14 protein-coding genes and 1 pseudogene are annotated in these 19,564 nt (G+C 68.7%); 7 read left to right on the top strand and 8 right to left on the bottom strand.

Going from position 1 to position 19,564, the window contains the following annotated elements; genetic code table 11:
• Positions 1 to 46 precede the first annotated feature (46 nt).
• The 3 genes and pseudogenes from Ahu01nite_RS29995 to Ahu01nite_RS29980 all read left to right on the top strand — a co-directional run.
• Positions 47 to 368 (top strand): annotated as a pseudogene (locus Ahu01nite_RS29995) (ATP-binding cassette domain-containing protein); the annotation flags it as partial.
• Between the two features lie 410 nt (positions 369 to 778).
• Positions 779 to 2,920: a two-component system sensor histidine kinase NtrB gene (locus Ahu01nite_RS29985; protein ID WP_203840028.1), complete on the top strand. Its 2,142-nt coding sequence runs from the start codon at positions 779 to 781 to the stop codon at positions 2,918 to 2,920.
• The gene (locus Ahu01nite_RS29980) at positions 2,917 to 4,116 is read left to right on the top strand and encodes an HDOD domain-containing protein (RefSeq protein ID WP_203840027.1); all 1,200 of its coding nucleotides are present in this window, start codon (positions 2,917 to 2,919) and stop codon (positions 4,114 to 4,116) included. The genes Ahu01nite_RS29985 and Ahu01nite_RS29980 overlap by 4 nt, the downstream gene beginning before the upstream one ends.
• Here Ahu01nite_RS29980 and Ahu01nite_RS29975 read toward each other — a convergent pair.
• Genes Ahu01nite_RS29975 through Ahu01nite_RS29965 form a run of 3 tightly spaced genes read right to left on the bottom strand, consistent with a single transcriptional unit; the run spans position 4,082 to position 8,589 of the window.
• Positions 4,082 to 5,233, bottom strand: a complete 1,152-nt coding sequence (locus Ahu01nite_RS29975; protein ID WP_203840026.1) for a response regulator — start codon at positions 5,231 to 5,233, stop codon at positions 4,082 to 4,084. The genes Ahu01nite_RS29980 and Ahu01nite_RS29975 overlap by 35 nt on opposite strands.
• On the bottom strand, positions 5,230 to 7,422 hold the full coding sequence (locus Ahu01nite_RS29970; RefSeq protein ID WP_203840025.1) for a PAS domain-containing protein: 2,193 nt from the start codon (positions 7,420 to 7,422) through the stop codon (positions 5,230 to 5,232). The genes Ahu01nite_RS29975 and Ahu01nite_RS29970 overlap by 4 nt, the downstream gene beginning before the upstream one ends.
• 30 nt (positions 7,423 to 7,452) lie before the next feature.
• On the bottom strand, positions 7,453 to 8,589 hold the full coding sequence (locus Ahu01nite_RS29965) for an FIST N-terminal domain-containing protein (protein WP_203840024.1): 1,137 nt from the start codon (positions 8,587 to 8,589) through the stop codon (positions 7,453 to 7,455).
• Positions 8,590 to 8,908: 319 nt separating this feature from the next.
• Here Ahu01nite_RS29965 and Ahu01nite_RS51445 point away from each other — a divergent pair, with 319 nt between their 5' ends.
• From Ahu01nite_RS51445 to Ahu01nite_RS29945, 4 genes are all read left to right on the top strand, one after another.
• Positions 8,909 to 9,511: a TetR/AcrR family transcriptional regulator gene (locus Ahu01nite_RS51445; protein ID WP_203840023.1), complete on the top strand. Its 603-nt coding sequence runs from the start codon at positions 8,909 to 8,911 to the stop codon at positions 9,509 to 9,511.
• 229 nt (positions 9,512 to 9,740) lie between these two features.
• Complete coding sequence (locus Ahu01nite_RS29955) at positions 9,741 to 10,775, top strand: aldo/keto reductase (RefSeq protein ID WP_203840022.1); 1,035 nt, start codon at positions 9,741 to 9,743, stop codon at positions 10,773 to 10,775.
• A gap of 11 nt (positions 10,776 to 10,786) precedes the next feature.
• Complete coding sequence (locus Ahu01nite_RS29950; RefSeq protein WP_203840021.1) at positions 10,787 to 12,253, top strand: MFS transporter; 1,467 nt, start codon at positions 10,787 to 10,789, stop codon at positions 12,251 to 12,253.
• 139 nt (positions 12,254 to 12,392) lie between these two features.
• On the top strand, positions 12,393 to 13,499 hold the full coding sequence (locus Ahu01nite_RS29945) for a DICT sensory domain-containing protein (protein ID WP_203840020.1): 1,107 nt from the start codon (positions 12,393 to 12,395) through the stop codon (positions 13,497 to 13,499).
• A gap of 204 nt (positions 13,500 to 13,703) precedes the next feature.
• Here Ahu01nite_RS29945 and Ahu01nite_RS29940 read toward each other — a convergent pair whose 3' ends face one another.
• The 5 genes from Ahu01nite_RS29940 to kdpB form a co-directional block, all read right to left on the bottom strand.
• Positions 13,704 to 14,156, bottom strand: a complete 453-nt coding sequence (locus tag Ahu01nite_RS29940; protein ID WP_203840019.1) for a hypothetical protein — start codon at positions 14,154 to 14,156, stop codon at positions 13,704 to 13,706.
• A gap of 246 nt (positions 14,157 to 14,402) precedes the next feature.
• Positions 14,403 to 15,080 carry a response regulator gene (locus Ahu01nite_RS29935; protein WP_203840018.1) on the bottom strand — a complete coding sequence of 226 codons (678 nt, stop codon included), beginning with the start codon at positions 15,078 to 15,080 and terminating at the stop codon, positions 14,403 to 14,405.
• On the bottom strand, positions 15,077 to 17,575 hold the full coding sequence (locus tag Ahu01nite_RS29930; RefSeq protein WP_203840017.1) for a DUF4118 domain-containing protein: 2,499 nt from the start codon (positions 17,573 to 17,575) through the stop codon (positions 15,077 to 15,079). The genes Ahu01nite_RS29935 and Ahu01nite_RS29930 overlap by 4 nt, the downstream gene beginning before the upstream one ends.
• A 21-nt stretch (positions 17,576 to 17,596) precedes the next feature.
• Positions 17,597 to 18,448 carry a potassium-transporting ATPase subunit C gene (locus tag Ahu01nite_RS29925; protein WP_203840016.1) on the bottom strand — a complete coding sequence of 284 codons (852 nt, stop codon included), beginning with the start codon at positions 18,446 to 18,448 and terminating at the stop codon, positions 17,597 to 17,599.
• A gap of 1 nt (position 18,449) precedes the next feature.
• A partial coding sequence (gene kdpB / locus Ahu01nite_RS29920; RefSeq protein WP_203840015.1) for a potassium-transporting ATPase subunit KdpB occupies positions 18,450 to 19,564 on the bottom strand: 1,115 nt, incomplete at its 5' end.

Raw genomic sequence — 19,564 nt, 5'->3', positions numbered from 1 at the left:
TGGGCGCACCGCGTCGAGCTGGAACTCGCAGGACTGCTCAGATGGCGTCACTCACCAGGCACCGAAGGTGCGGGACATCGCCATGGTGTTCCAGAACTACGCGCTCTACCCGAACATGACCGTACGGCAGAACATGGGCTTCGCCCTGAGGCTGCGGCACGTCGACAAGGCGGAGGCGGCGCAACAGGTATCCGACATGGCTGAGGTGCTCGTGCTCTCCAGCCTCCTGGACCGCAAACCGGCCGCGCTGTCCGGTGGTCAACGGCAGCGCGGTGCTGGACCGGGGCCGGTTGCAGCAGGTCGGCACTCCCGAAGAGCTATACAGGTCACCGGCCAACCGCTTCGTCGCCGGCTTCCTCGGTTCGCCGAGGTACCCCGGCAAATTCTCGCCCTCTGCGAGGCCGCGCACGTGCCGGCCATCTGGGCGACCCAGGTCCTGGAGACCCTCGCGAAGACCGGACAACCCGCTCGAGCCGAGATCACCGACGCGGCTGCCGGTGAACGCGCCGACTGCGTCATGCTCAACAAGGGACCACACATCACCGAGGCCATCCAGACCCTCGACGACATCCTCGCCCGCATGGACGAAGTACAGACCAAGAGCCGCACCCTCATGCGCTACATCCACTCCTGGGACACCAGCCGGTTGTGAGGCCCCGCTGACCACGCCGGTCGGAGCCGTCAGACCTTGCTGGGCTCCGGTGATCCTCCGCTCCCGCAGTCAGTTGCCGATAGGAGTTGTACACAGCATCGTCGAGCGTCGGCGGAGGACCGTTTCGTGACGAACCTGGCCCGGTGGCCGTGGCTGAGCGCCGGCAAGGGCTCGCTGCTGGGACAGGTGCGCCTGCTGTTCCTGCTGTTCTGCCTGCTCTGGTCAGTCATCGGCGTTTTCGGCATCACCGCGAGCGACAACCGCGCGGGGGCTGCCGAGATCACCGCCATCGTCGTGGTCGCAGCGTCGTTGTGCCTGGGTTACCGGCGCGGCCGTTTCCCGCTGGCGCTGTGGCCGGTCGAGGCCCTGTGCGTGGGTCTGGTCGCCGCGGCCTCCGATTACGGCGTCACCATCGGCCTGCTCTTCGTGTGGATCAACTTTCGCGCACTGTACGGACGCCGCCTCGATCTCGCGCTGGGGGCAACCTGCGTCGTCATCATCATGGGGGCCGGAGTCGCGTCGGCCGGCGTGCCGGTCTCCGACGCCGTACCGCTGACAGTGACCGCCCTGATCGGTCTGACCATCAACCACACCCTGGCGCAGGGCATCCGCGCCCGGGACCGCGCCGCCGCCCGCGAACGGGTCGTCGCCGCGGCCGGTGCCACCTTCGTCGCGGCAGCCGACCGCGGCCAGGCGGCACAGGCCGCCGCCGAGGCAGCGTTCGCCTTGGACGCGCGGATCGGGGCGACGCTGGTAACCACGATCACCGCCGGGTCGGTCCGGGTCATCGGGCGGGCCGGTGCCGCCGGCCCGGATACGGTGAACCGCACAGCGTCGCTGAGCACGGCCGGCCCCGGCATCGAGCAGGCCCTGCGACCAGGTGGTTCCGCGGTGCTCGCCAGGGCGGATGCTCTCGTGTTCACCGCGCTGCTGGGGATGCCGCCCGCCGAGCGGCTCCACCTGGTTCCGCTCGCCGTGCACGGCGAGGTCTTCGGCCTGCTCGTCGTCTCCTATGAGCGGCGACCCGCCGACGACCTGTCCGCGGCGCTGTCGACGCTGGCCGACGAGGCCGCGCTGACCCTCGACCAGCTCTTGACCCGCTCCCGGCTGAGCATCGTGGTGGAGCACTCCCCCGATGCCCTGTTGCTGGCCGGGGAGCAGGGGATCATCCGTTTCGCCAACCCGGCCGCCGCCCGGCTCCTCGCGACGACCCAGGACGACCTCATCGGAGGCGAACTGCGGTCGTACATCCATCCCGAGGAGGTGGCAACGGTACTGGGACCGGAGCCGGCCGGTGCACAGATCCGGCGGCTGCGCGGACCCGGCGCCGAGGAGTGGACCGAGTTCGAGGTCCTGGTGGAGTTCGTGACCGAGCACGACGGATCCCGGAGCCTGATCCTCAACGCCCGCGACATCTCCGAGCGGCAACGCCTCGAACTCGAGCTGCGGCACGCCCAGAAGCTGGAGTCGGTCGGCAGGCTCGCCGCCGGCATCGCACACGAGATCAACACCCCGATGCAGTTCATCGGCGACAATGTCCGTTTCCTCGACGAGACGTTCACCGATCTGGTGGCTCTGGTGGCCGATCTGCGGGGGCGGCTAGGGCCCACCGACGCGGACCTCACGGAGCGACTGCGTGACCTCGACGTCGACTTCCTGATCGAGGAGGCACCGGCGGCGATCCGCCAGACTCTCGAGGGTATCGACCGGGTAGCCACCATAGTCCGGGCGATGAAGGCTTTCGGCCATCCCGGCGCCCAGGACAAAGCTCCGGCGGATCTCGACGAGGCGATCCGGAACACGCTGGTCGTCGCCGCCAACGAGATCAGGTACGTGGCCGACGTAGAGACGGACCTGGCGAAGCTCCCGCCGGTGTGGTGCCACGTGGGCGACATCAACCAGGTGGTGCTCAACCTGCTGGTGAACGCCGCGCATGCGATCGACGCCGCGGCGCGGGGGCGGGGAAGGATCCGGGTGCGGACCCGCCGCGACGGCGACGACGCTGTCATCGAGGTCACCGACACCGGCACCGGGGTGCCGCCGGAGATCGCGCACAAGCTGTTCGACCCGTTCTTCACCACCAAAGGGGTCGGCCGCGGCACCGGGCAGGGGTTGCCGCTGGTCCGCAGCCTCGTGGTCGACCGGCATCAGGGGTCCATCGGATTCACCAGCGAGCCCGGCACCGGCACCGTCTTCACCGTACGGCTGCCGATCGAACTACCCGCGTCCCCGCCACCCACGTCAACTCCTCAGGAGGTCACGGTATGACCGGCAAGCCTCATGTCGTATTCGTCGACGACGAGCCCCGCATCCTCGACGGCCTGCGCCGCATGCTCCGCACGGAACGCAACCGCTGGGACATGTCCTTCGCACCGGGTGGTGCCGAAGCGCTGGAGACGATGCAGGACCGCGCGTGCGACGTGGTTGTCTCCGACTTCCGGATGCCCGGCATGGACGGCGGGCAGTTGCTCAGCCAAGTGCGGACCCTGTACCCGGGCACGGCGCGGGTGATCCTGTCGGGGCAGACCGGGGAGGACGATGTGCTGCGCGTCGTCACGCTGGCCCATCAGTTCCTGAGCAAGCCCACCAGCCGGGATCAGCTGGTGCAGACAGTGGACCGGCTGATAGCCGCACAGGCCGCCTCCGGTGGTGACTCGGCACGCCGCGACGTATCCATGGTGCAGTCACTGCCCAGCGCCCCGGGGATACTGCCGGAGCTGATCGCGGCCCTGGACACCGAGGAGGCCTCCGCCGGTTCGGTAGCCGCGATCATCGAGCAGGACCCGGCAGCCGCGGCCAAGGTGCTGCAACTGGCCAATTCCTCGGCGAGCATGATGGGTCAGGAGGTCAGCGACGTCACGCAGGCCATCGCCCTGCTCGGCACCCAGACGGTACGCGGTCTGGTGCTCATGCACGACGTGGTGCGCAGCCTCGACCCCGCCGGTCTGCTGCCCGCCCGCTGGATCCAGGAACTGACCGACCACGCCGTGCACACCTCACAGCTGGCCAAACAACTCGCCCGCAATGCCGCGTGGCAGTATCAGGCCTTCACCGCGGGGCTGCTGCACGAGGTCGGTCAGCTGGTGCTCGCGTCCTCACGAAGCGCCGGCTATCCCGCGGTGATCCGCGCGTGGAACGACAGCAAGGAATCCGAGCCGGTCTCTCTCGACACCGTCGAACGTGAAGCTCTGGGAAGCTGTCACAGCGATGCCGGCGCGAACCTGCTGACCCTGTGGGGCCTGCCACCGTCGGTGGTAGCGGCGGTGTCCGGCCATGCGGGTCCCGGGGCATGGCATCCGGTTCACGATGCCGGATCCGCGGTGGCACTGGCCCACCAGGTCGTGGAGGCACAATTCGGGGCGGTCTGCGAAGCGGCCGGCCACGGGGAGGCCTTTCAGGAGAACGATCTCGGCGCTGCGGAACGGGAGATCATCGAGCGATGGCGGACAACTCTGCGACCGTGACGTCCGCCCCCACGGTTCGCACCATGAGCGGTTCGGCAACACCATCGTCCAGGGACGCGAAGTTCTGCAGCCGGCTCAACAGGCTCGGGGTCACCTCCTGACCCTCGTGGACCAGCAGGGTGCCCGATCCGCTGTGCACGCCGGCGGCCAGCACCATCCCGATGCCCAGCTCCTGCAACGCAACCGCAGTGACCGCCCCGAAGCTGTCGTCGCGCACCTCCACCGTCAAGGCCGCCAGCAACGCCGGGTCGTACCAGCCTTCCCTCGCCTGCAGGGTCAGGCACGCGATCTCCGCCGTCGCGCCGCCTTCGACCAGCAGGTCGTAGTCCCGCACCAGGCGGAGCAGGCGGGCGCCGTACGGAACGTCTTCTCCGGTGCCGGCGCGCGACCCCCGGATGGCGTCGGTCACCACCGTCAACCGCGGGATACCGGCGATCAGGCGTTCCGCGACGTCCGGGACCTCGTCGAGCATCCGCTGCTCGGCCTCGGTCAGCGGACCGCCGGCGCTCAGTTTGTCCGTCACCGCCGGGGGCAGCGACACGGCACCCAGCTGGGACATCATCACCGCCAGTTCGACGGCCCACCGGTCGGCGGCCGGAACCCGGTCGAGAACCGCAGCAGCCGTACGCCGCATCCGGGACGCCCTGGCGAACGCCGCCGGATTGGCCAGGGCCAGCACGTCCATGAGGGCCTTGACGCTGCCGTGCAAGGTCTGTTCGAGCAGTTCCCGCTGGCCGGTCACGAGGCGGTACTGGGCCACGCAGTCACGCAGCGCAGCGGTCATCGTCTCCTGGTCCACCGGCTTGAGCAGCATACGGAAGATGCCACCGTCGTTCACCGTGCTCGCCGCGTCGGCGAGGTTGGTGTGACCGGTGAGCAGCATGCGGGTCGCGTCGGGTGCCGACTTGCGCACCGCCGCCAGGAACTCGGCCCCGTTGATCCCCGGCATCAGAAAATCGGAGACGATGACCTCGAACGGGCCGTCCTTGAGCGAGAACAACCCGTTGGCAGCCCCGACCGCGGTGACCACCTCGAAATCGCGGCGCAGCTGACGGCGCAGACCGTTGAGCAGGTTGGGCTCGTCATCGACGAGCAGGATCTTCGGCAGCGTGGTCATTCGGCTTCGGCCTCCACCCGGATGGGCAGCTCGATGATGAAGGTGGCGCCTTTCCCGGGGCTGGACTCGACCCGGATGGCCCCGCCGTGCTTCTGCACGATGCTGGAGTAGGCCATGCTCAGTCCCTGCCCGGTGCCTTTGCCGACCTCTTTGGTGGTGAAGAACGGATCGAAGATGCGCTGGCGGGTGGCGACGTCCATCCCGGTGCCGTCGTCGCCGATGGAGATCTCGACCGCGTCAGCGGACCGGCGGGTACTGATCACGATGTGGCCCAGCCCGCCTCCGGGCCGGGGCCCGGCTGCCTCGACGGCGTGTGCGGCGTTGACGATGAGGTTGAGGATCACCTGTTTGAGCTCACCCTCGTAGCAGGGCACCAGGCCCACACCGGCGTCCAGGTCGAGGCTCAGCTCGGCGTGGTATTTCCATTCGTTGCGGGCCACCTGGGAGGTGCTCTCCACCGCCCTGTTGATGTCGACGTCCGCGCGGCCCTGACCGGGATGGGAGAAGTCCTTCATCGCCCGGACGATCTGAGCCACCCGCTCCAGGCCTTCCATGGATTCGGTGAGCGCCGTCGGCACCTCGTCCAGGATGAAGTCCACGTCGATGTCGCGAAGCAACTCGGCCAGCTGCGGGTCGGATTCCGCCGGGCGCGCCCGAAGTGCCGCGACCAGGGTCAGCAACTCGGTGAACGACTGCTCCACGAACCGGGTGTTGTCGGAGACGAACTGGATCGGCGTGTTGATCTCGTGGGCGATTCCCGCGGCGAGCTGACCGATGGCCTCGAGCCGGTTGGCCTGGTGCAGCTGGCGCTCCAGCTCGCCGAGGTGCGTGACGTCGGCGCCGATACCGATCACCCCGCCGGCGCCGGGGCGTGGCAGGACGCTCATGAGGAAGGCGCGTGGGGCGCCCCCGACGCCCGTCACGGTGACGTGGTGATCGACGACAGGCTCACCGGTTCTCAGCACCCGCGCCTCCAGCTCGGCCAGGATCGGGGCGAGGTCGTCGGCGACGCCGACCTCGCGCTCCGGCCGCCCGGTCAGATCGGCGTCGCCGGCCAGACCGCGTACATCCCGGAAAGCGGCGTTGTGGCCGCCGTACCGGCCCAGGGAGTCTTTCCAGTAGATGAGGTGCGGGATCGCCGAGATGACGCCGGTGAGCACCGCGCTCTCCACGGACAGTTCGTGAGCCAGGGCCTCGGCCCGCGCCTTGGCCGCCAGCCGGGACCTTTCGGCCTTGACCCGCGCGGTGACATCGCGTTCGACCGCCACCATCCGTACGATGCCGTCGTCGTCGACCACCCGGTAGAGCTCCGCCCGTAGCCAGTACCGGCGCCCGTCCTTGGCCCGGCTCTCGAAGTCGGGCATGACCACCGAGTCACCGGCTGCCATGGCCGCCAGGTCGAATGCGGGCGGGGGGTTGGTGCCGAAGAATTCGGTACGCAGCCGTCCCGCCACCTCGTCCAGGGTGTACCCACTCATCTGGGTGAAGGCGTCGTTGACCCATTCGATGCGGCCCTCGGCGTCGGCCAGCACCACCGCGTCGTCCATGTGCCGCGCCACCAGGGCGAGATGCGAGGCTCCCCGGATGGCCTCGCGCAGCTCATCCCGCGTACGGATCGCTGTTGTCTCGTCGGTGAGGTTGAGCACCGCACGGGCGGCGCCGTGACCGCGCACAGGGGTCACACGCACCTGCCACCACCGCGGCCCCTCCGAGGTGTCGACGTGATGAGTGCTGATCGGGGCATTGTGCCGGCCGGCCAGCACCTGACGGACCGCGGCCGCGGCGTCGCGCAGCAGATCGCCCAGACCGTCGCCGCACTGCGCGGCGAGGGTGAAGAACGACGGCTCGTCGCTGACGACGCCGTCGACCTTGGCCAGCATCACGGGCCACACCTGGTTGATGTCGACGATGAGGCCGGACCCGTCCAGAATGCACAGGCCGGCGTCGGTGGAGTCGATGACCGCGCGCAGAACCTGTTCCGCGGCGCGGATGCGCTCGGTGCCTTCCACAAGCCGGTGGCGCAGCGTGAGGTTCCGCTGCCAGGTGGCCAGCGCCGCACTGTCGGGCTCAGCGGCTGTCCGGCGTTCGGCGGCCAGGATCAGTGCATCGATGGTACGACGCTGTTCCTGCACCGTACGACGCAGCACGGTGACCTCGTCGCTGCCGCTGAGCGTCGCAACCTCCACCACCTCTGTCCTCCTCGCTGCCCGGCAAACGGTTCACGCGAAAGCGACGGCAACCAGGGTCTGGTTCATGTGCATGCCGTTGAACTGCTCACCGTAGGAACTGAACCCGGTCGCGTGATGGGCGGCCAGTAGCGCCCCCACCTGCCCGGTCAGGCCTTCACTCTCGAACTCGAGGCGACGCAGGATGCAGTCGAAGACCAGCATGCCGCCGATCGAACCCAGCTCCGCGGCCACGCCTTCCAGACATGCGCCGAGCTTCTCCAGCATGGCCTGCGGACGGCCGAGGCGCAGCACGTCGCCGACATCCACCCGGGCGAACATGCGCAGGAAGTCGTGGGCCTCGACCTCGGCGATGCTCCGGATCCAGCTCGTGCCACCGGCGTTGAGCAGAAGGGGATACCGGGAGAACACCGTGGGTGTCAGCTCACCGACGGGCAGACCGACAGCCTCGGCGTACGCCCGCGCCGCGGGCCGGCCGTTGATCGCCCGCACGATCCGGCGGTCCGGGTCGACATCGGTCGCCACAAGCACCGTACCTGTGGCCTCATGATGTTGCACCCGCATCAGGCGGAACGGCGCATCGGTGCGTACGACAGTGACCGTGGCCAGGTTTTCCGAGAACTGACCGTTGTAGTAGACCGCGGTACGCCGAAAGGTCAGATCGTCGCCGGCCGACGCGCCGATGATCGGAACATCACCCAGAGCCGCCATGAGGCTGGCGGTGAGCACGTCCTCGTTGCCACGTAATCCGTCGGTCAGCAGGACAGCGAACCCGTCGGCGTCTCCTATCCCCGCCCGCAGCTCAGCGATCGCCGCGCCGTTCTCCTCCACCACGGCGCATGGGTCGTCGAGCGGGCCCAGTGCGATGGTGCGGGCGCTCAGGGCACCTCCGGTCAGCGCTATCGCGCCGATCCCGGTGAGGTCATAGCCGTTCGCGCCGATGTTGCCGGCGCTCGTGCATCCGATAACCCGGTCGCCGAAGGCCGCACGAGTCGCTGCCGCAACGGCTGCGAGGTCGAAGCCGGGCGCTACGAACACCGCGTACAGATCCGCCTCCTGGCCCAGCGCCGCAACCAACTCCCCCACGGCAAGGGAGGCATCAGACTGATGCGACACCGCGGAGCGCACCACGACGCGGGTCTGACTGTTCGAGCCTGCCAGTGTCGACACCTGCGCTCCCCCTCGGCGAGAATTGGCTCCGCCGGTCGGTGCTGCCGTGAAAGTCGTACGCCCCGGCCCAGGGCGATTCTTCACGACCGGCTCCTCGATCGCGCGCATATCGGCCCGAATCGGCGTCAGGAACGTCGGCTACTCGCATCTTGCAGGACGGAGCTCGGCGGCGGGGCCGTGCTTGGTGTAGCACTGCTGTCCCCGGCAAGAATGCGCCTGCAGGTGCCATGTGGGATCGACAGCGCGGAGGCGAGCGTCACAGCGAAACCAGCCGTTACCGGTACTGGCCATTACCGGATACGGCCGGTACCGTTAGGGCATGCCCGAGAACGATCGCACCCGGACCACGCGGGGCCGCCAGCTCGACCCCACCCGGGATGCGGCCATCCTTGACGCAACGCTCGACGTCCTGGCTGAGGTCGGGTACACCGGCATGAAAATCGAGATGGTGGCCGAGCGGGCCAAGGCGGGAAAGGGGACGCTCTATCGCCGCTGGCCCTCGAAGGAGGAGCTTGTCATCGAAGCGGTGACCCGGATGGGTCAGCGTGACGTCGGTGCCGAGCAACTTCCGGATACCGGAACACTCCGCGGTGACATCATCGCTCTGATCCGTCCCGAGCTGATGGAGGAACAGAGCCAGAAAGTTCGAGTGATCGCCGGCCTCACGTCGATGCTTGCCAGCCATGAGGGGCTCGCCGAATCGGCGAACAACGCGAATATCGGGGCGTGGATCACCGCGAACCGGGTGCTCATTCAACGGGCGGTAGACCGCGGCGAGGCCAAAGCGGATGCCGACGTCGACTTTCTGGCACGCCTGATCCCGTCGATGTCGGCGCATCGCATCGCCCTCGAGGGAAAAGCGCTCGACAAGGATTTTCTCGTCAAGCTGGTCGACGAAGTATTACTGCCCGCTCTCCGGTAATCGTTCACTAAATCATATTTAGGCCGACTCTGCCCTGGGCGTCTGGCCGGCCATCGCCATGCCCTTTTTCAGGAGACTTTTGAGTCCGAAGTCTTTGATTCCGGCCGGCATGGCCGTCGTCGTCGCGACCGGGGTTTCCGGCGCCTCGCGGCGCCTCTTTGTCTCCGGCGTCATCCTCGCCCTTTTCCCGTAGTCCACCAACGCCAGCCGACCGAAAGAAGAACCTGCCATGCAGTACCGCATGCTCGGCGCCACCGGCGTCCAGATCAGCCGGCTCGGTCTGGGCACCATGATGTTCGGCGCCTGGGGCAACCCCGACCACGACGAGTCGATCAGAATCATCCACGCCGCGCTCGATGCCGGGATCAACTTCGTCGACACCGCCGACATGTATTCCCAGGGCGAGTCCGAGGAGATCGTCGGCAAAGCCCTGCAAGGTGCCCGTCGAGATGCCATCGTGCTTGCCACCAAGCTCCACAACCCCATGGGGCCCGACGTCAACGCCCGGGGCAACTCCCGCCGCTGGATCATGCGCGCCGTCGAGGGCAGCCTGCGCCGCCTGAGAACCGACCACATCGACCTCTACCAGGTGCACCGTCCCGAACCGGGCACCGACATCGACGAGACCCTCGGCGCGCTCACCGATCTCGTGCGGCAGGGCAAGATTCGCTACGCCGGCAGCTCCGCGTTCCCCGCCCACCAGATCGTCGAAGCACAGTGGACCGCTGAACGCCGCGGACGCGAACGATTCGTCAGCGAGCAGCCGCCGTACTCCATCCTCGCCCGCGGTATCGAAGCCGATGTCCTGCCCGTCGCTGAGCGGTACGCCATGGGCACCATCACCTGGAGCCCCCTCGCAGGTGGCTGGCTCACCGGCCGCTACCGCATCGGCGCAGACGCTCCCGGTAACAGCCGCGCCGCATGGATGCCGGCACGCTACGACCTGACCAACCCCGAGAACGCGATCAAACTCGAGGCCGTCGAGGCGCTGGCGGGGCTCGCCGACAGTGCGGGCATGTCACTGATCCATCTGGCGCTGGGCTTCGTCCTGGCCCACCGCGGCGTCACCGCACCACTGATCGGCCCCCGCACCATGGAACAACTGCAGAGCCAGGTCGGCGCCGCCGACCTGGTACTCGAGGACGACCTGCTGGACCGCATCGACGACATCGTCCCACCCGGTCGCACGATCGACACCGACGACGCCGGATACCTCCCACCCGCCCTCACCGACGCCACCCTGCGGCGCCGGCCGCAACGCTGAGAAAGCGACCGATGTCCACAGAACCGATCTCCTCGTCCCGTGCCAAGAATCTGGCCCTCGCCTTGCTGGCGATGACCCAGTTCGTCGTCGTCATCGACGCCTCCATCGTCAACGTCGCGCTGCCCTCGGTGGGGAGCGCACTCGCCATCTCCCAGGACAATCTCTCCTGGGTGGTCAACGCTTACACCCTGACCTTCGGCGGTTTTCTGCTGCTCGGCGGACGGCTCGCCGACCTGCTGGGCCGCCGGCGGATGTTCATCATCGGCATGGTCGTCTTCACCCTTGCCTCACTGGCCGGCGGCTTCGCCCAGAACGAGGCCTGGCTCATCACCGCTCGCGCCGTTCAGGGGCTCGGCGCGGCTGTCATCTCCCCGGCTGCGCTGTCCATCGTCACCACCACCTTCAGCGAAGGCCAGGAACGCAACCGCGCCCTCGGGATCTGGGGAGCCGTCGCCGGTGCCGGTGGTGCGGCGGGCGTGCTGCTCGGCGGTGTGCTCACCGAATATCTCGGCTGGGAGTGGGTGCTGTTCGTCAACGTGCCCATCGGCGCCCTGATCGTCTGGCAGGCACCCCGGCTCCTCAAGGAGTCCACCAGCGGCGAGGCGCACCGCGCTCTCGACATCCCCGGTGCGGTCACCGTCTCCGCCGGCCTGGCGCTGCTCGTCTACACCCTGGTCGACGCCTCCGCCGTGGGCTGGACGTCAACGGCCACATTGCTCCGAGGGCTGGGCGCCGTGATTCTGCTTGCCCTGTTCGTGGCCATCGAGCAGCGAACCCGCCGGCCGCTGGTGCCGTTCTCCATCTTCCGGCTGGGTACGCTGCGCGGCGCGAACGTGGCGGGACTGCTGGTCGGGATGTCGCTCATCTCGATGTTCTTTCTCGTCACGCTCTACCTGCAACAGGTACTCGGCTTCAGCGCCCTGCAGGCCGGGTTCGCCTACCTGCCACTGGCCATCTCCATCATCGTCGCCGCGGGTCTCGCGTCGCCGCTGGTCACCCGATGGGGCTTCAAACCCGTCCTCATCGGCGGTCTCGCCTTCGTCGCCGTGGGCCTCGCATGGTTCTCCCAGGCCGGCGCGGACGGTTCGTACGCGGGCGATGTGCTCGGCCCGTCGATGCTGGCCGGTGCCGGGCTCGGCCTCACCTTCGTCCCGGTGACGATCGCCGCGGTCACCGGCACCACCCCGGCCGAGGCCGGACTCGCCTCCGGGTTGATCAACACCAGTCAGCAGATCGGTGGCGCACTCGGCCTGGCGATCCTCGCATCGGTCGCGAACTCGTCGACCAGGGACGCGTTCGATTCAGGAATCCGCGACGCGAAAGTCGCCCTCACTGCCGGGTTCCACGACGCGTTCCTGGTCGGCGCCGCCTTCGCCGTCGCAGCAGCCGTCCTCGCCTTCTTCATGATCTCGTCACGGGACAGCCGCCACCACGCCGAGGCCGCCCAGCGCGGCGACGTCGACCTACCCGCAGTCTGACCGCACTGGCACCGGGCAACGCAGTCGGGTCGTAGTCGCCGCCGCCGAAAGCCACGTCACCACCTGTGCATCATCTCGATCTTGATCGAGGATCCGGTCAGCGGATGCGGCGACAGGACGGTGTCCTTAGGCTACGGCGGTGCCCGATGTCCCGGCCGTGCAGCGGCTGACCAAGAAAACACTGGTGACCGTCTCACATGCGCTGGAACAGGCGGCGCTCGCCGCCGCTGAGGACGGACCCATGGTGGTTGTCGCGCTGTTCCAGCGTCTGCCCTACTTCGAACGGGAGCGTCAGGTCTACGAGCGCATCGCGACCCTGGCCGCGATGACCCTGGTAGGCCTGGTCGCCGACCAAGCACCGGACATGCCGGCCGGTGCGTACCCTGTGCTGCTCGACGAAAAGGAGGATCTGGCACGGGAGTGGACCGTCGTGGTGTTGACGCCGCGATTCGGTGCGCTGCTGGTGGCCCACGATCTTGAGCAGTTCCAGCCCGGCGCCAGTTCGCTGGAGAGTGGGCGCGTTTTCGACGGCCGCTCCAGCTTCCGCCGTGACGAGGCGCTGCACGAGGTGCTCCGCCTGCGTAATCAGCTCGGGGACCGGCTGTCACCAGCCGCACTGTCCGCCATGGATGCGGCCCTCGACCGGGTACGTGAACTGCCGGCGACCCAGGGCGAGAGCCGAGCCGATGCGGCGCTGCGCCTGTTCGCGGCACGGGCCGAGCGGGACCACACCAGAGCACGGGCCGCTGCCCACCGCCCGGGACAGGATACGGAGCCCGACAATACCGGTGATACCGACCTGAGCGGCGAACCCGGAGTGCGGCGATGGGCGGGAGCCACCGGTGTCACCGCGTCGGGGGTGCTGCCGGTGGCGTTGCTCGCCGTCCGGATCAGCCACACAGCAGGAGGTGACGAGGGCCCGATCGGGCGTACGGGGACCCGGCAGCACCAGGCTGCTATCGAACTGCTCGTCAGCCGGTTACGGCCGGGTGATCGCGCGAGCAAGGTCGGCCAGGACGACTTCATGCTGTTCCTGCCGGCGCTGGGCCATGATGACGCGGTGGCATTCGCCTATGAGCTGGTGGCCGACTTCGCCGCCGCCGACGCACGCAGCGCGTTCCTGTCCGCGACGGTGACAGTGGCGCTGACCGTCACCCGCCGGCGGCCGCTGCCCGAGGAAGCACTGCGTCAGGCGCTGCAGTGGGCGATCACCCAGAACGCCCCGGTCGTAACCATCGACAGCTGACCTGCAGGTCGGTCAGCCTTCCCGCTGAACACCGAGGCCGGCGGAGTCGGAAGCCGACGGCGGATCCTGTAACCCTTCACCGGTACACACCCGGGCGCCGTCGCATTGCACCACCAGCACCAGGCAGGAGCGGATCAGCTCACCATCGACCCGGACCTCGCAGCCGCCGCAGGAACTGATCCCGACGGCCGGCATTCCGGCGCCCTACCCGCCGGTGATCGTCGAAAGCCGCTGCACCGGATGCGACTCCTGCACGCCCTCGAGAACGCGAGTGGACGACGGCAGCATCTTGGGCGACGCCCCCTCACCAGCTGGTGCTGCTGCCTTCATCCAGCGGCGGCCACGGCCGAGCAACGCGGCGAACGCGATCAGCGGTGTGTAGCTCCACGGTTCGGGATCACCGGTCAGTACGGCGTACCGGTGCGTCAGAAACCCCACGTAGACCAGGGCCGAAACCACCACCACCGTGACGCACACCCGCCGATCCGCCACCCACGTGGCGAGCACCGCGGTAGCGCCCGCCATCACCAGCGCCCGCGCGAACGATTCGGCGCCCGAAAACAGCCAGGCCGCGGCGAAACCTGCCGCGACCACGGCCACCATCGTGGCGGCGAGTTCGAAGGGTGCGCTCTCCTGCACGTCATCGTCGGTCTGCATGCGGGGCCGTCCTGTCCGCTGTGGCTCCACCGGCATCGTGCCGGGAGCTCTCGGAGCAATAGCAGCTCAGCGCAGACGTGCTGATCATGGGTGTTGACGGAGCTGATACGCCTGACGGCCCGATGTTGACGTCGTGTTGACGCTGTCACGTCGTGGCTGTGGCTACTGACATTTCAGCGCGGTTCTGACGACGCGTCGCACCGTCGCGGGTCGTACCGACTATGACCAGGCCGCCGGGTGCGGTGTTCATGGTTTGAAGCGATAGCCCATGCCCGGCTCGGTGAGCAGGTGGCGGGGGTGGGCAGGGTCGGTTTCGAGCTTGCGGCGCAGCCGGGCCATGTACTGGCGCAGATAGTTGGTTTCGGTCGAATACTGCGGACCCCATACGTCGTGCAGCAGCGCACGCTGGCTGAGCAGTTTGCCGGGGTGGCGCAGCAGGTGTTCGAGGAGCTGCCATTCGGTGGGGGTGAGCCGCACCGGGCGGTCGCCGCCGTCGATGGAGCGGGTGCCGAGGTTCACGGTGTAGCGGCCGAGTGGAACGGTGGTGGTCGTCTCGCCGGGCGGCTGGATGCGGCGGGTGACGGCCCGGATGCGGGCAAGGAGCTCGTCGATGCCGAAGGGTTTGGTTATGTAGTCGTCGGCTCCGGCGTCGAGGGCGTTGACCTTGTCGTGGCTCTCGGCCCGTCCGGAGAGCACGATGATGGGGATGGTGGTCCAGCCACGCAGGCCGCGGATGACCTCGGTGCCCTGCATGTCGGGCAGGCCGAGGTCCAGGACGACGAGGTCCGGGTGGTGGTGCGTGGCTGCGCGCAGCGCGGACGCACCGTCGGCCGCGGTGTCGACCTCGTACTGGCGTGCGCGCAGGTTGATGCGCAGCGCTCGGACGATCTGCGGTTCATCGTCGACAACCAGGATCCGCGTCATGCGGCGGCCGCCGTGGGCAGGGTAAGGATCATGGTGAGGCCCCCTCCGGGGGTTTCTTCGGGGGTCAGTGTGCCACCCATCGCCTCGGTCAGGCCACGGGACAGGGCCAGACCGAGGCCGACGCCGGTGTGGTTGTCACGGTCGCCGAGGCGCTGGAACGGCAGGAAGACGTCGTCCCAGCGGTCCTCGGGGATGCCGGGTCCGTGGTCGATGACGCGGATCTCGACTTTGTCACCGAGAGCGCTCGCGGTGACGGCGGGTGGCCGGTCGGCGGGGCTGTAGCGCTGGGCGTTGGCGAGCAGGTTGACGATGACGCGTTCCAGCAGGCCGGGGTCGGCATGGACGTAGGGCAGGTCGTCGGGGATGTGCGCGGCGACATCACGGCCGGTTGGTCCGAGGTCGTCCAGGGCGCGGGGTACGACCTCCTCCGCGCCGACGGCGATGGGGTGGACTCCGAGGGCGCCGGCTTGGAGGCGGCTCATGTCGAGCAGGTTCTCCACCAGCCGGGTCAGCCGATCGAGGGATTCGTCCGCGGTTTCCAGGAGTTCGGCGCGGTCGTCGTCGTCGAAATCCACGTCGGGGCTGCGCAGGCTGGCGACGGCGGCCTTGGCGGAGGAGAGCGGGGTGCGCAGGTCATGACTGACCGCGGCGAGCAGGGCGGTGCGCATCCGGTCGGCCTCCGCGAGGGGTTTGGCGGTCGCCGCCTCCGCGGTGAGTCGCTCCTGGCGAAGAGCCACAGTTGCCTGCGCGGCGAAGGCCTCGATGATGCGCCGGTCGCTGGCCTGCAGCGGCCGGCCCTTCATCAGCAGGGTCAGCTCGTCGTCCACCTTGACCTCCGCGTCGGCGTCCACCGATCGGGTGCAGACCCGCCCGCCTGCCTCCGCGACGACGACGCCTTTCTCCAGCAGGGTCACGGAGTCGAGTGTGAACGTCTCCCGCAGTCTTTCCAGAAGCGCGAGCAGGGGCCGTTCGCCACGCAGGACCCCGCCCGCGACGGTCGCGAGGATCTGCGCGTCCGTGCCCGCCTGCGCGGCCTGGCGGGTCTTGCGGGCGGCGGTGTCGACGACCCAGCTGACGGCGAGCGCGACCGCGACGAAGATGGCCAGGGCGAGCAGGTTGTCGCCCTCGGCGATGGTGAAGCGGCCCACTGGCGGGGTGAAGAAGTAGTTGAGCATCAGGGATCCCGCGACGGCGGCGAGCAGCGCCGGCCAGAGACCGCCGATCAACGCGACGCCGACAACTGCGGCCAGGAACAGCAGGATGTCGTTGGTGAGCGACAGCGACGGGCCGGCGGACAACAGCGCGGTCAGGGCCGGCAGTCCTGCGGTGGTGGCGACGTACCCGGCGATCCGGCGGCCGCGGGACAGGGCCGCCGGTATGCGGCGGGCGCTGCGACCCTGGCTGGCGCGTTCGTGGGGTACGAGGTGGACGTCGATCGAGCCGGACAGCGAGGTGGTGGTCACGCCTACGCCGGCGGACAGCATCTGGGCGAACTTGCCGCGGCTGCTCACCCCGAGCACGATCTGCGTGGCATTGACGGCGCGGGCGAAGTCGAGCAGGGCTTGGGGTACATCGGCGCCGGCGACCTGGTGGTAGGAACCGCCCAGGCTCTCCACGAGGATCCGCTGCCGGGCCAGGGTCGCCGGGTCGGCTCCGGCCAGACCGTCGTTGCGAGTGACGTGTACGGCCATCAGGTCCACGCCACCGGATCGCGGTGACGCCGTCCGGGTGGCGATGCGGGCCGCCCTCCGGATCAGGGTCTCGCCCTCGGGGCCGCCGGTCAGCGCGACGACGACCCGTTCCCGTGTCTCCCACGTCTTGTCGATCTTGTTGTCGGTGCGGTACTTGTCGAGCTGGTCCTCGACCTTGTCGGCGAGCCACAGCAGGGCGAGCTCGCGCAGTGCGGTGAGGTTGCCGGTCCGGAAGTAGTTGCCGAGCGCGGCGTCGATCTTCTCCGGCTGGTAGATGTTGCCGTGTGCCATCCGCCGGCGCAGCGCTTCCGGGGTCATGTCGACGAGCTCGACCTGCTCGGCGGCGCGGACCACGGCGTCGGGGACGGTTTCGCGCTGTTCGACGCCGGTGATCTGCGCGACGACGTCGTTGAGCGATTCGAGGTGCTGCACGTTCACGGTGCTCAGGACATCGATGCCCGCGTCGAGCAGCTCGTTGATGTCCTCCCAGCGCTTGCCGTGGCGGGAGCCGGGCACGTTGGTGTGCGCCAGCTCGTCCACCACCACCAGTTCCGGCGCGCGGGCCAGGACCGCGCCGACGTCAAGTTCCGTGAAGTCGACGCCCCGGTACTGCACCTTGCGGCGGGACACGACCTCGAGGTCGGCGAGCATGGCCTGGGTGTGGCGGCGCCCATGGGTCTCCACCAGCGCCACGACTACGTCGGTGCCGCGTTCGGCGCGCCGGTGTGCCTCCTCCAGCATGGTGTAGGTCTTGCCGACGCCGGGTGCGGCGCCGAGGTAGATGCGTAGTTCTCCGCGTGTCATCTCCGCGCCGCCTCCCGTCCGTTACTTCTGGCCGTCGAGGGCCAAGTTGAGTTTCAGTACGTTGACCGCCGGCTCGCCGAGGAACCCGAGCGCCCGGTCGGTCGTGTTGTCGCTCACCAATGTGCGGACCGCGTCCTGCGACAGTCCCCGTTCCCGGGCGATCCGGGGGACCTGCAGCGCCGCATACGCGGGGCTGATGTCGGGGTCGAGCCCGCTGGCGCCGGCGGTGACGGCGTCGGCCGGGACAGCGGGCGTGGCCGGGGCGTCGCCGCGGATCGGGGTCATGATGCCGCCGAAGGCCTGGTAGTCGTCGCCGATCTTGGCGGACTCGACGGTGACGCCCTCGTAGGTGGCCACGAACGGCGTACCCGTCTGGTTGACCGACACGACGCGGGTGACCGGACCGGTGAGGCCGTCGCGATGGAACACCGCGAGGACCGCGCCGACGCCGTCGGTGGTGCAGTAGGGCCGGCGGCCGTCGACACCTTCGAGGGTGCCGACGGCGAGGCTGCGGGCGCAGACCTGGGTGAGCAGGCTCTGCGACGCGTCTTCCTCGTTGGCGGCGAGGGTGTCGACAATGCTGTTCGGGCCGAGGTTGCTGGCCGACGTCGCGGTGGGATCGTAGCCGTCGCCGGCCGCGGACGGGCGGCTCTGGAAGTAGCGCGGCACAGGGTTTCCGTCCGCGTCGGTGAAGGACTGGCCGATGATCAGGCTGCCGTTGGCGACCAGGGAACCACCGGCCTTGTCACTCAGACCGGGGATCCGGCCCACTGCGGTCAGTAGCAGCGGGTACGCGAGCCCGGTGACCACTGTGAGAACGAGTAGCGCTCGCAGGGCGGCGAGGTGCTGGGAGAGCCAACTAGGAAGTCGCATGTCAGATCCCGGGGATGAACTGGATGAGGAGGTCGATGAGTTTGATGCCGAGGAAGGGGGCGATGACGCCGCCCAGCCCGTACACAAGGAGGTTTCGTCGTAGCAGTGAGCTGGCACTGGAGGGTGTGTATCGCACGCCTTTGAGGGCGAGCGGGATCAGTGCGACGATGACGAGGGCGTTGAAGATGACCGCGGACAGGATCGCGGAGCCTGGTGAGTGCAGCCGCATGACGTTGAGCGTGTCGAGGCCGGGGTAGACGGCGGCGAAGATGGCCGGGATGATCGCGAAGTATTTGGCGATGTCGTTGGTGATGGAGAACGTCGTCAGTGCGCCGCGGGTGATGAGCAGCTGTTTGCCGATCTCGACGATCTCGATGAGTTTGGTCGGGTCGGAGTCGAGGTCGACCATGTTGCCGGCCTCCTTCGCGGCCGACGTGCCGGTGTTCATGGCGACGCCGACGTCGGCCTGTGCGAGGGCGGGTGCGTCGTTCGTGCCGTCGCCGGTCATCGCGACCAGCCGGCCGCCCTCCTGCTCCTTGCGGATGTAGGCGAGCTTGTCCTCCGGGGTGGCTTCGGCGAGGAAATCGTCGACGCCGGCCTCGTCGGCGATGGCCTTGGCGGTGCGGGGGTTGTCGCCGGTGATCATGACGGTGCGGATGCCCATCCTGCGCATCTCGTCGAACCGCTCGCGCATGCCCGCCTTGACGACGTCCTTGAGGTGGATGACGCCCAGGATGCGGCCCTGCTCCGCGACGACCAGCGGGGTGCCGCCGGAGGAGCTGATGTCGTCCACAATGGAGGCGACTTCGGCGGTGGCTCCGCCGGCCCAGGCGATCACCGCGGCTGCGGCGCCCTTGCGGATCTGCCGGTCGCCGAGGTCGACGCCACTCATCCGGGTCTGCGCGGTGAACGGCACGAACGTCGCGTCGGCGATCAGGCCGGGTTCGCGCTCCCGCAACCCGAAATCCGTCTTGGCGAGGACCACGATCGAGCGCCCTTCGGGCGTTTCGTCGGCCAGGCTGGCGAGCTGCGCGGCGTCCGCAAGGGTCGATGCCGTGACACCTTCGACGGGTACGAACTCAGCGGCCTGACGGTTTCCCAGAGTGATCGTGCCCG

Origin of the sequence: Winogradskya humida (assembly GCF_016862215.1) — a bacterium.
GTDB lineage: Bacteria > Actinomycetota > Actinomycetes > Mycobacteriales > Micromonosporaceae > Actinoplanes > Actinoplanes humidus.
This window is presented reverse-complemented; position numbering and strand designations above follow the sequence as displayed.